The following is a 13,479-nucleotide window of genomic DNA, read 5'->3' on the forward strand; positions in this document are numbered from 1 at the left end:
CGTCGCGGACCCAGGCACAGGGACAATAAAAAAGAGGAATGAGCATGAGTATCTTTGACTACAAGAATGCCCTTGGCGGTGACGGCAAAGCCCTCTACAGCGAGGCCATCACCCTGGCCCTTTACGCCTCCACACCCACCGGTGAAGCCTTGCCGGGCACGGCCTGGCGCCCCATCAGTGCGAGCCAGCTGGGCTACCAGGGCAACGTCAGTGCCCAGGGCACCATTTCTGGTGAGCAGGCGGTGGTCAGCGATGCCCAGGTCGAGGTGCTGGGCAAATACGACGCGGCCGGGCAACTGCTGTCCATCGGCATCAGCTTTCGCGGCACCGACAGCCTCAAGGACGGCATCAACGACCTGCAGGCGGCCTTCGTTTCCGGCTTTGCCGACAACTACAGCCGCCTGGCCTTCGACAACCTGCTGGGTAAGGTGGCGGCCTTCGCTGCGGCCCAGGGCTTGAGCGGCAGCGATGTGCTGGTCACCGGGCACAGCCTGGGGGGGCTTGGGGTCAACAGCCTGGCGGCCATGAGCAGCGATCACTGGGGCGGCTTCTACCAGGACGCCAGCTACGTGGCCTTCGCTTCGCCGACCCAGAGCGCCAACAGCTCGCAGGTGCTGAACATCGGCTATGAAAACGACCCGGTGTTCCGCGCCCTGGACGGCACGCATTTCAACGCCTCGTCCCTGGGCACCCACGACAAGCCCCAGGAATCGGCGACCAACAACATCGTCAGCTTCACCGATCACTATTCATCGTTCCTGGGCAAGTTGATTCCCCAGAGCATCCTCAATCCGCAGTCCTGGTCGGCCCACAGCGCGGTGGACTATGCCGGCGGCCTCAACCGCCTGATCAACTCGGATTTCTATGACCTGACCAGCCGCGACTCCACCGTGGTTATTTCCAACCTGTCCGAGGGCAAGCGCGATCAGGTGTGGGTCAAGGACCTCAACCTGTATGCGGAAAAACACACCGGCAGCACCTTCATCATCGGCACCCAGAGCAACGACCTGCTGCACGGCGGCAAGGGCAACGACTACCTGGACGGCGGCGCCGGCGATGACCGTTTCCGCGATGACGGCGGCTACAACATCATCCATGGCGGCCAGGGGCATAACGTGCTGGAGCTGCAGCAGCCGCTGAAGAACTTCTCCATCGCCAACGACGGCGACGGCACCTTGTATATCCGCGACGCCTACGGCGGCATCAGCATGACCCGGGACGTTGGCGCCCTGGTCAGCCACGAGGCCGGGAGCTGGTGGCAACTGTTCGGCAAGGACGTCAGTTACAACGTCACCGCCGACGGCCTGCACAACGGCAACCAGTGGACCGCCTACAACCATTCCCTCAACGGCGATGCCTATGGCAATGCGCTGGTGGCCAGCGTCGACGGAGACTGGCTGTTCGGCCATGGCGGCGATGACCTGCTGAGCAGCGACAAGGCCAACGTGACCTTTGTCGGCGGCGCCGGCAACGACGTCATGCACTCCAGCGGCGCCGGGGGCAATACCTTCCTGTTCAGCGGCAACTTCGGTTTCGATCTGATCCAGGGCTACCAGAACACCGACAAACTGGTGTTCATGGGGGTGCCCGGGGTCGATGCCCATTACGACTACAGCCAGCACCTGTCGCAGAACGGCAACGACACCCTGCTCAGTGTCGGCGAGTTCTCGGTGACCCTGGTGGGCGTCGGCATGGACAGTCTGTCCGGCTCGGGTCTGGTATTCGCCTGACCCTCACCGATATCCAGCGCTAGAGGCCCCGCAGCCACCTGAAAAGGGCTGCGGCGGCGACAGCTTTGCCCGCAGCAGGCGCCCCTGGGCGTGGGGTGCGAACCCTCAAGGAGCCAGTCCCATGAAGTAAGCCGTGGTTGCTGATCGGTTACGGAAAGTCGATCCCAGAACAACAACAAGAGAAGTCATCAACATGGATGTGAATGTTCATCAGCTCAATGTGCTGGCGGCCGGGGTGTTCCTGGCGTTTGCCGCGAACCTGCCGGGTGGGGCCCAGGCGGCCTACCAGGAAACCGGTCGCCCCGGTGATGCCGCCAGCTGGCGCTCCGCCGAATACCTGCAGGACTGGGGCCTGGACCGGATGCAGGCGAACCAGGCCTACGCCGCCGGCCTTACCGGTAGCGGGGTCAAGATCGGTGCCCTGGATTCGGGCTTCGATGCGGCCCATGCCGAAGCCTCGTCCCTGCGCTTTCACCCGGTGATCGCCAGCGGCAGCTACCAGGACGGCAGCGGGTTCCAGGTGTCCGGGGTGCTCAACGCCAACAACGACACCCACGGCACCCACGTCACCGGCACCATGGGCGCCGCCCGCGACGGCAACGGCATGCACGGGGTGGCCTTCAATGCCCAGGTCTACGTCGGCAACACCAACGGCAACGACAGCATGCTCTTCGGCCCCGGTCCCGCCCCGCGCTATTTCCAGGCGGTGTACGGCGCCCTGGCCGACGCCGGGGTGCGGGTCATCAACAACAGTTGGGGCAGCCAGCCCAAGGACGTCAGCTACCAGACCCTCCAGGGCCTGCACGCCGCCTATGCCCAGCACTTCGGCCAGGACACCTGGCTCGACGCGGCGGCGCAGGTCTCGCGCCAGGGGGTGATCAACGTCTTCAGCGCCGGCAACAGCGGCTATGCCAATGCCAGCGTGCGATCGGCACTGCCGTATTTTCAGCCGGAGCTGGAAGGGCACTGGCTGGCGGTCTCGGGCCTGGACAAGAACAACCAGCAGAAATACAACCAGTGCGGGATCGCCAAGTACTGGTGCCTGGCCACGCCCGGCGCGGCCATCACCAGCACTGTGCCCGGGGGCGGCTACGCCACCTACAACGGCACTTCGATGGCCGCGCCCCATGCCACCGGGGCCCTGGCCCTGGTGATGGAGCGCTACCCCTATCTGGACAACCAGCAAGCCCTGCAGGTGCTGCTGACCACCGCCCGCCAGCTCGATGGCTCGCTGACCCAGGCCCCTGGCAGCCTGGTGGGCTGGGGCGTGCCGGACCTGGGCCGGGCATTGCACGGGCCCGGGCAGTTGCTGGGGGAATTCAAGGTCAACCTGGAGGCCGGGCAGGGCGATGTGTGGAGCAACGGCATCTCCGACCAGGCCCTGGCCCAGCGCCAGGTGGAGGACGCCGCCGAGCACCAGGCCTGGCAACAGACCCTCAGGGATCGTGGCTGGGAGCAGGGCCCGGGGGCCCACGCCAGCCAGCAGGAACTGACCGACTACGCGGTCGGCATGGCCCGGGATGCGGCGGCCGCGCAGCGCCAGTACCAGGGCAGCCTGGTCAAGTCCGGCGGTGGCTGGCTGCTGCTCAGCGGGGACAGTAGCTATCGCGGGCCGACCACGGTCGATGGCGGGCTGCTGCTGGTCAATGGCAGCCTGGCATCCGCGGTCACGGTCAACAGCGGTGCGAGCCTGGGTGGCAGCGGGCAGGTCGCGGCGCTGACCGCGACCCGCGGCGCGCGCGTGGCCCCGGGCAACTCCATCGGCACCCTGAATGTGGCCGGCGATGTGAGTTTCCAGCCAGGTTCGACCTACGCCGTGGAGCTGACGCCGACCGCCAGCGACCGCATCGTCGCCGGTGGCCGGGCGCATCTGGAGGGCGCCCAGCTCAGCCTGAGCCTGGAACACAACGCCAACCTGCTCAGCGCCGGGCAGGTCCGGGGGCTGGTTGGGCGCCAGTTCGACATCTTGCAGGCCGCGGGCGGTATCGATGGCCAGTTCGCCCTGGTGCAGCCCAACTACCTGTTTCTCGGCGCCGTGGTCGATTACTCCGCCAGCGGCGTGCAACTGGGCCTGGTGCGCAGCGCCGCGACCTTTGCCAGCGTGGCCGCCAGCCCCAACCAGCGCGCGGTGGCCACGGCGGTGGAGCAGCTGGGCACGGCCGACCCGGTCTACGAAAGCCTGCTGCTGTCGGCCTCGTCGGCTTCGGCTCAGGGGGCGTTGCAACAGTTGTCCGGGGAGATCTACCCGGCCCTGGAGCAGACTTTGCTCAATCAGGGCCGCGACCTGCGCGAGGGCTTTGGCCAGCGCTTGCAGCGCCTGGGGCCAAATGCCGGGGAGGGCGAGGCGAGTTTCTGGATCAAGGGCCTGGGTGGGCAGGCGCGTACCGACGGCGACTCGGGCCACAGTTCCTACCAGAGCAAGGGCGGTGGGGTGCTGCTGGGGCTGGACCGCGACCTGGACGCGGACACGCGGGTCGGCCTGGCCGCCGGCTACAGCGACACTACGCTGCGCATGGGCGGCGCCAGCCACTCCAGCGCGCAGATCGACAGCTACCACCTGGGCGCCTATGCCGGGCGCGACCTGGGCGACCTGCGCCTGAGCCTGGGGGCCAGCCACAGCTGGCATAGCGCCCAGGTGCGCCGCGACCTGCAATACGCCGAAGTCAGCGCCAGGCAGAAGGCCCGGATCGACGGTCGCAGCAGCCAGCTGTTCAGCGAGGCGGCGTATCGCCTGCAGCTACCGGCCCTGACGTTGGAGCCCTTCGCCAACCTGGCCTACCTGCACCTGCAGCGTGACGCCTTCCACGAGAAGGGCGACGCCGCGGCCCTGCGCGCCGGGGCCGACAGCGCCGAGGCGCTGCTGGGCAGCCTGGGGGGCCGGGGCCTGAAGCGGCTCAGCCTGAGCAGCGGCCAGCCCCTGGAGCTGTCCAGCAGCCTGGCCTGGCAGCACCGCCTGGGGCATGACCCTTCCAGCCAGCACCTGGCGTTCGCCAGCGGCGGCCCGGGCTTTGCCGTGGACAGCGCAAGCGCGTCCCGGGATGCGGCGCTGCTGGGTCTTCAGGCGCGCCTTGGAGTCACCGCCCAGCTGGACCTGAGCCTGGATTACCAGGGCCAGCTGGGCAATGCCGAACAGTTCCACAACGTGGGGCTGAACCTCGACTGGCGCTTCTGAAGCGCCGGTTGCCACACCCCGGCGCAGAGCGTCGTCGCGCCGGTCGATTGCCCATACAACTAAGGATGGTCGTAGTGAAGCAGTTTCAACCTGGACAACCGCACCTTCGCAATACCCGCCCCGGATTGCCCCGCAGCCGCTCGCTGCCCTGGGCGTACAGCCCGCTGGCCAGTGCCCTGGCCGGCTGCCTGGCCCTGGCCACCGGCACGCAGGCCGCGCCCTATGTGGAAACCGGCAAGCTCGGCGATGCCGCCAGTTGGCGCAGCACCGAGTTCAAGGCCGACTGGGGGTTGGGGGCGATTCATGCCGACAGCGCCTATGCCGCCGGCTACACCGGCCAGGGCATCAAGCTGGGGATCTTCGATCAGCCGGTGTATGCCCGGCACCCCGAGTTCTCCGGCACGGACAAGGTCATCACCCTGGTGACCAGCGGCACCCGCCAGTACACCGATCCCTACATTCCGGTAAAGGCTGGAGATGCCTTTCGCTATGACGGCACGCCCTCGGTGGGCTCGGATGGCAAGCTCGGTTCCCACGGCACTCACGTGGGCGGCATCGCCGCCGGCAGCCGCGATGGCGGCGCCATGCACGGGGTGGCCTTCGACGCCCAGATCATCAGCGCCGAGAACGGCGACCCCGGCCCCGAGGACGGCATCATCCTGGGCAACGACGGGGCGGTGTACAAGGCCGGCTGGGACGGCCTGGTAGCCAGTGGCGCGCGGATCATCAACAACAGCTGGGGCATCGGCATCACCGACGCATTCGCCAAGGGCGGGCGCGATCCGGCGTTCCCGCACTTCGGCCTGAGTGACGCCCAGGCCCAGTTCAGCCAGATCCGGCCCTTGCTCGGCACCTTGCAAGGCGGTGCCTATGACGGTGCCATCAATGCGGCCCGCAGTGGCGTGCTGACCATCTTCGCCGCCGGCAACGACTACAACCTGAACAACCCGGACGCCATCGCCGGGCTGGGCTATTTCGTCCCGGAGATCGCCCCGCAGTGGCTGACAGTGGCGGCCTTGCAGCAGAACCCGGACACCAGCAGCGCAGAGCCTTACACCATCAGTACCTTTTCCTCACGCTGCGGCTACACCGCGAGCTTCTGTGTCTCGGCCCCGGGTACACGGATCTACAGCGCCGTGATCGGTGGCACCAGCCTGGAAGACATGACGGTCGGCTACGCCAACAAAAACGGCACCTCGATGGCCGCGCCCCATGCCGCCGGTGCGGCAGCGGTACTGATGGAGCGCTTTCCCTATATGGATGCGGCGCAGATCGCCGGGGTGCTGCGCACCACCGCCCGGGACATGGGCGCCCCGGGCATCGACGAGCTGTATGGCTGGGGCATGATCGACCTGCAAAAGGGCATTCGCGGCCCGGGCATGCTGGTCACCGAGCAGGACATCCCCCAGGAGCTGCGCATCGACGGCGCCTATGGCGCGTCGCAGTGGGTGGCCAACCTGCCGGGTGTGGGGGCGCTGCTGGATGCCGGCAAGCCGACCCAGCGGCGCTGCACCCAGTTCAACTGCGGCTTCGATATCTGGAGCAACGACATCAGCGGCCATGGCGGCCTGACCAAGGAAGGCATCGGCACCCTGGTGCTCAGCGGCAACAACAGCTACGCCGGACCGACCCTGGTCAACCAGGGCCGCCTGGCGGTCAACGGCAGCCTGACCTCGGCGGTAACGGTGAACCAGGGCGCAACCCTCGGCGGTAACGGCCGGATCGGCGGGCTGACGGCCAACGCCGGGGGGACTGTGGCACCGGGCAACTCCATTGGCATTTTGAATGTGGCCGGTGACGTGACCTTCCAGCCGGGTTCGACCTACGCCGTGGAGGTGTCGCCGACCGCCAGCGACCGGATCGTCAGCAGCGGCCAGGTGACCATCAGCGGGGCCAACCTGGCCATGGTCCTGGAGCCTTCGAGCACTGGCAGCGACAGCGTGCTGGGGCGCCAGTTCGACATCCTCGATGCGGCAGGGGGGATCCAGGGCAGCTTCGGCACGGTGCTGCCCAGCTACCTGTTTCTTGCCGGCAGCCTGGACTACTCGGCCACCGGCGTGCAGTTGGCGGTACAGCGCAGTGCACGCTCGTTCGCCAGTGTCGGCCTGACCGACAACCAGGTGTCGGTGGCGGCTGCCGCCGAGCAACTGGGGGCCGGCAGCCCGCTGTTCGAGAGCCTGCTGCTGGCGCCGACTGCCGCCAGTGCCCAGCAGGCCTTCCAGCAATTGTCCGGGGAGATCCACCCGGCGGTGGCCAGTGTCCTGATCAACCAGGGCCGTCACCTGCGCGACACCATGGGCGAGCGCCTGCGTCAGGACGCCGGGGCTGTCGGCAACGGCACCCAGAGCCTTGATGACGGCGCCTGGTTCAAGGTCCTGGGCGCCTGGGGCAAGGCCGATGGCGGGCATTCCCAGGCCGGCTACAACAGCTCCATCGGCGGCTTGCTGGCCGGGGTGGATGGTGAAGTGGGCGAGGGCCGGCGCCTGGGGCTGTTCGGCGGCTACAGCGACAGTTCGCTGAACATGGGCGACGGCACCCATTCCTCGGCCAAGGTCGACAGCTACCACTTGGGGGCCTATCTCGGCCAGCAGCTCGATGCCGTGCGCTTAAGTGTCGGTGGCTCCTACAGCTGGCACCGCATTGACGTCAAACGCGAATTGCAGTTTGCCGGGGAATCCGAGCGGCTCAAGACCAAGCGTGACGCCCAGAGCGCCCAACTGTTCACCGAGGCCGCCTGGAGCCTGGACCTGCAACCCCTGGCGCTTGAACCCTTCGCTAACCTGGCTTATGTCAATGTGGCCAGCGACAGCTTCAAGGAGAAGGGCGGCAACGCGGCCTTGAGGGGCGCGGATGACCACCGCGAGGCCTGGCTCACGACCCTGGGCCTGCGCGCTGGCCAGCGCCTGCAACTGACCCCGGCCCAAAGCCTGGAGCTGTCGGCTACCCTGGGTTGGCAGCATAACTTGAGCTCAACCGAGGCCGAGATGAACCTGGGATTCGTCGAGGGGGGGCAGGGCTTCAAGGTGCAGAGTCTGTCCCTGGACCGCGATGCTGCGGTGATCGGCGCCCGGGCCGGCATGGCCCTGGGCGGTGGCACCCGGGTCAACCTGGATTACAACGGGCTGCTGGGGGCCCGGGACAAGAGTCACGGGGTCGGCCTGACCCTGGACTGGCAGTTCTGAAGACCGGCTAGCCCGCAGTCCCCCGGTCCTTCACCGAGTTGCCCGAGTCCCGCCACGGGGCTTGGGCGGCATGCGTTTGCTCTGACAATTCCAACAACAGAAGAGGCAATACCATGGGTGTGTTTGACTACAAGAACTTCACTGCAAGTGACTCCAAGGCGCTGTTTTCCGATGCCATGGCGATCACGCTGTATTCCTATCACAACCTCGACAACGGCTTTGCCGTGGGTTACCAGCACAACGGCCTCGGCCTGGGCCTGCCGGCAACCCTGATTACCGCGCTGATCGGCAGCAGCGATTCCCAGGGGGTCATCCCCGGCATTCCCGGGAACACGGATTCGGAACAGGCTGCCAAGGACGCGTTGCACCAGGCCGGTTGGTCCACCATCAGTGCCCAGCAACTGGGCTATAGCGGCAAGGTGGATGCCCGGGGCACATTCTTCGGCGAGAAGGATGGCTACGGCACGGCCCAGGTGGAAATCCTCGGCAAGTACGATGCCCAGGGCCACCTGAGTTCCATCGGCATCGCCTTTCGCGGCACCAGCGGCCCACGGGAGTCGGTGATCAGCGACACCATCGGCGATCTGATCAGTGACCTGCTGGCCGCCCTGGGACCCAAGGACTATGCGAAGAACTACGCCGGTGAGGCCTTCGGCAAGTTGTTCGCGGATGTGGCGGCCTTTGCCCAGGCCAACGGCCTGTCGGGCAAGGACATCCTGGTCAGTGGCCACAGCCTGGGCGGGCTGGGGGTCAACAGCCTGGCGGACCTGAGTGCCGATCGCTGGTCCGGGTTCTACAAGGATGCCAACTACATCGCCTATGCCTCGCCGACCCAGAGTGTCAGCGACAAGGTGTTGAACATCGGTTATGAAAACGACCCGGTGTTCCGCGCCCTGGACGGTTACAGTTTCAACCTGTCGTCCCTCGGGGTGCACGATACCCACCAGGATTCGGCGACCAACAACATCGTCAACTTCAACGACCATTACGCCTCGACCCTGTGGAATGTACTGCCGTTCTCGATCCTGAAGATTTCCACCTGGATCTCCCACCTGCCCACCGGCTACGGCGATGGCCTGACCCGGGTCCTGCAATCGCAGTTCTATGACTTCACCAGCAAGGACTCCACCATTGTCGTCGCCAACCTGTCGGACCCGGCCCGGGGCAGCACCTGGGTCCAGGATCTGAACCGCAATGCCGAAACCCACAAGGGCAGCACCTTCATCATCGGTAGCGACGGCAACGACCTGATCCAGGGCGGCAGCGGCAACGACTACCTGGAAGGCCGGGCCGGCAACGATACCTTCCGCGACAGCGGCGGCTACAACATCATCCTCGGCGGCCAGGGCAGCAACACCCTGGACCTGCAGCAGTCGGTGAAGGACTACAGCTTTGCCAGCGACGGCGCCGGGACCCTGTACGTGCGTGACGCCAACGGCGGCATCAGCATGACCCGCGACATTGGCGCGATCCAGAGCAAGGAGCCGGGCTTTCTCTGGGGCCTGCTCAAGGACGATGTGACCCACCAGGTCACCGACCAGGGCCTCAAGGCCGGCAGCCAACTCACCCAGTACGCCTCCTCGGTGAGGGGGGATGCTGGCGACAACCTGCTCAAGGCCCATGCCGCCGGCGACTGGCTGTTCGGCCTGGACGGCAACGATCACCTGATCGGTGGCAAGGGCAACGACGTCTTCGTCGGCGGCGCCGGCAATGACCTGATGGAGTCGGGTGGGGGCAACGACACCTTCCTGTTCAATGGCCATTTCGGCCAGGACCGCATCCTCGGTTACCAGAGCGGCGACAAGCTGGTGTTCATGGGGGTGAGCGGCGTGCTGCCGGATCAGGACTATCGGGCCCATGCCAGCAGCAGCGGCAATGACACCGTCCTGACCTTCGGTCAGGACTCGGTGACCCTGGTGGGCGTCAGCCTCGAGCACCTCAACGGCTCGGGCATCACCATCGCCTGATGGACCTGCGGCGCGGGGCTCGCAACGGGCTCCGCGCTGACTTGGCAAAAAAAATCGTGACCTGTCGGTCGGTTAGCGACTCAAATACCTGTAAAACCCAAGCCTGGTCATGCGTTACCCAAGGTATTGAGCAGTAATCGATTCAAGGAAAAGGCAGGAAAGTTTTGACAGTGAGTAACAGCAAGAGGTGTGCGAGCGGTCTGGTGCTGGCCCTGTGGGCGTTCATGGCATCGGCCGAGGAGCTGCCTCACAGCTCGATTTTGAAACGTTACGGGGTGACCCCCGATCAATTGCCGGCAGGCCTGCCGGCGCCACCCGAGAAGGAGGAACCGGCCCCCAGCCGTTTCCATCTGCAGCCGGAGCAGCCCTTTGCAAATCTGCGTCTGGGGGACGGCAAGGCGCCGGAGAGTACGGGCAACATCAGTATCGATAACGCCGACGCCCGGGAGCGGCAGCGCTGCCAGCAAGTGCGTGACGAGCTGTCAAAGCGCGGCAAGGCTCTGGGGATTTTCTGCGAGCCGGGGCAGGGCCCCTTTCCCTGGTCGCACTGAGTCGCACGGCTGAATCATTTTTCCTGGCGGACGGTGGCCACATCGTCCGCCTTGACCCGGATGGTCTTGCCGGAAATATCCTGGAATTCGTAGAAGCCATCAGCGGTCTTGGTCTTGGGCTGGTCCCGGGTCAGGTACTGAGTACCGTTCTGCAAGGTCACTACTGTGGGTGAGGCGCAGCCGGACAGGGCCAGGGCGGCGACACTGGCCAGGAGCAATCCCAGGTTCTTCACATTCATACAGACCTCTCATCGGTAGGGGCATCCGTGTTGCGTCGGACACTATAAGCATGGCCCCTTGGTGTAGCGAAGACGACGAAAGTTCGCCAGGACAGCGGAAAAATCTTCTTCCCGCCATTTATCCAATAGTGTTTGCCAGACCGTGGTGTCGGCTGTTATCTGTACGCATAACCAGTATCAGTCCAGCCGTGGCGTCTTCGTTCAGTGACTTCCAATCCCCTCGAGAATCCCCTGTATTACCTGCATAACTTCCAGCAAGTCCTGAACTGGCTGGAGCAGCGCTATGCCGATGTGCTGCGTGACGAAGAGCAGCGTTTCATCGCGGATTTTGCCCAGTTGCCCCAGCCGTCCCAGGCCTTGCTGGTGCGCATGGTGATGCGCAAGGGGCGGCATTTTCGCCTGGGCAAGTTGAGTTACCCGGAGATCGGTGACAGCGCCCGGGCCCTGGTGCCGCTGCTGGAATTGGGCTGGGTCGACGAGCAGGCGCCATTGGCCCTGGACGAGTTGTTCGGCCTGCTGCAAAAGGCCGAGATCCTGCAATGCTTCAGCGCCCGGGGGCTGGCCTCCAAGGCCAAGAAGAACCAGTGGCTGGAGACGCTGCAAGCGCTGTATCCGCAACCCCAGGCCTTCGGCCAATGGTGCCCGGCACTGGCAGACCGGCTCCTGAGCCTGACGGTCATGCCGTTATGCGATCGCCTGCGCCTGATGTTCTTCGGCAACCTCTATCAGGACTGGTCGGAATTCGTCCTGGCGGACCTGGGGATCTACAGCTACGAGAAGGTCGAGATCAGTGCCGACGCCCGAGGCTTGCGCAGCCGTGACGACGTGGACGCCTTCATCTATCTGCACCAGTGCCAGGAAGCCTTCGAGGCCGGGGAAGAGGTGGGCGCCATACTCGCGCACATTGGGGCTTTGAGCACCGCCAACCCCTGGCTGGAGAAACGCCGCGGCAAGCTGTTGTTCCAACTGGGGCAGCATTGCGAACGATTGACGGACTGGTGTCAGGCCCGGGAGATCTACCAGCAATGTGCCTACCCGGGTGCTCGCCTGCGGTTGATCCGGGTCCTGGAGCTCAGTGCCGAGTACCAGGCGGCCCTGGCGCTGGCCGAGCAGGCTGCAGCGGCGCCCCAGAGCGCCGCCGAGGCCCAGCAGTTGCTGCGGGTCATGCCTCGGCTGCGGCGCAAACTGGGTGGCCCGCCAGCGCCTCGGGCGGTCAGCCGCGAAGTGGCGCGGCTGGATCTGTGCCTGCCCCGTGACGCCGACGGGCTGGCGGTGGAGCTGCATGTCCAGGCCCATCTGCAGCAGCCCCAGGCGCCGGTGCACTACGTGGAAAACACGCTGATCAATTCGCTGTTCGGGCTGCTGTGCTGGCCGGCGATCTTCGCCCCCTTGCCGGGGGCCTTCTTCCACCCGTTCCAGCGTGGGCCGGTGGATCTGTTGAGCGAAGATTTCCATGAGCGGCGCAGCGATCTGTTCCAGGCCTGCCTGGAGGAGCTGGACGATGGTCGCTACCGGGACAGCATCCGCCTGCGGTTTGTCGACAAGTGGGGCCTGCAGTCGCCCTTCGTGTTCTGGGGGGCCTTGACCGAGGAATTGCTGGAGCAGGCCCTCGACTGCCTGCCGGCCGAGCACCTGAAACACTGGTTTGAGCGCTTGCTGCTGGATATCAAGGCCAATCGGGCCGGGATGCCGGACCTGATCCAGTTCTGGCCCGAGGCGAGGACCTACCGGATGATCGAGGTCAAGGGCCCGGGCGACCGCCTGCAGGACAACCAGTTGCGCTGGCTGGATTTCTGCCAGGAGCACCGGATGCCGGTGGCGGTGTGTTATGTGCAATGGCAGGACCTGTCGACGTGAGCTACCGCATTGCGGTTCGCGCCTTGTGCGAGTTCAGCGCCAAGACCGGTGACCTGGATCTGCGTTTCACCCCAGCGCCTACCGCCCTGGAGGGGATAGTCGGGCACCGCACCGTGGCTGCCCGGCGCAATCCCGGCTACCAGAGCGAAGTCGCCCTGGAGGGCCAATACGGCGAGTTGCTGGTCAAGGGCCGGGCGGACGGTTATGACCCGGCGCAGAACCTCCTGGAGGAGATCAAGACCTACCGGGGCGACCTGGTGCGCATGCCCGACAACCACCGGCAATTGCACTGGGCCCAGGCCAAGGTCTATGGCTGGCTGTTGTGCCAGCGCCTGCAGCTGCCGAGTATCCGTGTCTCGCTGGTGTATTTCGACATCCTCAGCGAGCAGGAAACCGCCCTGGTGGAGGAGCACAGTGCCGAGGCCCTGCAGGGCTTCTTCAATCGGCAGTGCGCGCTGTTCCTGGCGTGGGCGCAGCAGGAAATGCGTCACCGCAAGGCCCGGGACCAGGCCACTGGGGCCCTGGTCTTTCCCCATGGCCAGTTCCGCCCTGGCCAGCGGCATCTGGCGGAATCGGTGTACAAGGCGGTCAGTACCGGCCGTTGCCTGCTGGCCCAGGCGCCCACCGGTATCGGCAAGACCCTGGGCACGATCTTTCCCATGCTCAAGGCCATGGCTCCGCAGCAATTGGACAAGCTGCTGTTTCTCACCGCCAAGACCCCGGGGCGGCAGCTGGCGCTGGATGCGGCCCGGGTGCTGTTCGCCAGCCAGTCCCAACTGCC

At 65.7% G+C, this 13,479-nt stretch carries 8 protein-coding genes; 7 read left to right on the top strand and 1 reads right to left on the bottom strand.

The features are described 5' to 3' along the window. The first annotated feature begins 44 nt into the window (after window positions 1-44). The 5 genes from pueB to BLX41_RS26720 all read left to right on the top strand — a co-directional run bounded on the left by pueB (window position 45) and on the right by BLX41_RS26720 (window position 10,602). Window positions 45-1,730, top strand: a complete 1,686-nt coding sequence (gene pueB / locus BLX41_RS26700) for a polyurethane esterase B (RefSeq protein ID WP_123727315.1) — start codon at window positions 45-47, stop codon at window positions 1,728-1,730. 193 nt (window positions 1,731-1,923) lie between these two features. Then, a complete protein-coding gene (gene eprS / locus BLX41_RS26705) occupies window positions 1,924-4,902 on the top strand; it encodes an autotransporter serine peptidase EprS (protein ID WP_123727316.1) in 2,979 nt (992 codons plus the stop codon). A gap of 65 nt (window positions 4,903-4,967) precedes the next feature. Then, window positions 4,968-8,084: an autotransporter serine protease gene (locus BLX41_RS26710; protein WP_123727317.1), complete on the top strand. Its 3,117-nt coding sequence runs from the start codon at window positions 4,968-4,970 to the stop codon at window positions 8,082-8,084. A gap of 113 nt (window positions 8,085-8,197) precedes the next feature. Continuing rightward, on the top strand, window positions 8,198-10,051 hold the full coding sequence (locus BLX41_RS26715) for a polyurethane esterase (RefSeq protein WP_123727318.1): 1,854 nt from the start codon (window positions 8,198-8,200) through the stop codon (window positions 10,049-10,051). Between the two features lie 170 nt (window positions 10,052-10,221). Continuing rightward, complete coding sequence (locus BLX41_RS26720; RefSeq protein WP_123727319.1) at window positions 10,222-10,602, top strand: hypothetical protein; 381 nt, start codon at window positions 10,222-10,224, stop codon at window positions 10,600-10,602. Between the two features lie 14 nt (window positions 10,603-10,616). Here the strand turns inward: BLX41_RS26720 and BLX41_RS26725 are convergent, their stop codons facing one another. Next, a complete protein-coding gene (locus BLX41_RS26725) occupies window positions 10,617-10,841 on the bottom strand; it encodes a YgdI/YgdR family lipoprotein (RefSeq protein WP_123727320.1) in 225 nt (74 codons plus the stop codon). 204 nt (window positions 10,842-11,045) lie between these two features. On the opposite strand from BLX41_RS26725, the gene BLX41_RS26730 reads away from it, so the two are divergent. Both BLX41_RS26730 and BLX41_RS36365 read left to right on the top strand, forming a co-directional pair. Next, window positions 11,046-12,698 carry a VRR-NUC domain-containing protein gene (locus BLX41_RS26730; protein ID WP_123727321.1) on the top strand — a complete coding sequence of 551 codons (1,653 nt, stop codon included), beginning with the start codon at window positions 11,046-11,048 and terminating at the stop codon, window positions 12,696-12,698. Beyond that, window positions 12,695-13,479 (top strand): DEAD/DEAH box helicase (locus BLX41_RS36365; RefSeq protein ID WP_404942799.1); only part of this gene is annotated, 785 nt, incomplete at its 3' end. The genes BLX41_RS26730 and BLX41_RS36365, both read left to right, overlap by 4 nt.

This window comes from Pseudomonas protegens (assembly GCF_003732485.1).
GTDB classification, from domain to species: Bacteria; Pseudomonadota; Gammaproteobacteria; order Pseudomonadales; family Pseudomonadaceae; genus Aquipseudomonas; species Aquipseudomonas protegens_B.

Excerpts from the sequence above, each read along its gene's own strand:
- pueB (WP_123727315.1), top strand. The coding sequence starts at position 45 with ATGAGTATCTTTGACTACAAGAATGCCCTTGGCGGTGACGGCAAAGCC.
- eprS (WP_123727316.1), top strand. The coding sequence starts at position 1,924 with ATGGATGTGAATGTTCATCAGCTCAATGTGCTGGCGGCCGGGGTGTTC.
- BLX41_RS26710 (WP_123727317.1), top strand. The coding sequence starts at position 4,968 with ATGGTCGTAGTGAAGCAGTTTCAACCTGGACAACCGCACCTTCGCAAT.
- BLX41_RS26715 (WP_123727318.1), top strand. The coding sequence starts at position 8,198 with ATGGGTGTGTTTGACTACAAGAACTTCACTGCAAGTGACTCCAAGGCG.
- BLX41_RS26725 (WP_123727320.1), bottom strand. The coding sequence starts at position 10,841 with ATGAATGTGAAGAACCTGGGATTGCTCCTGGCCAGTGTCGCCGCCCTG.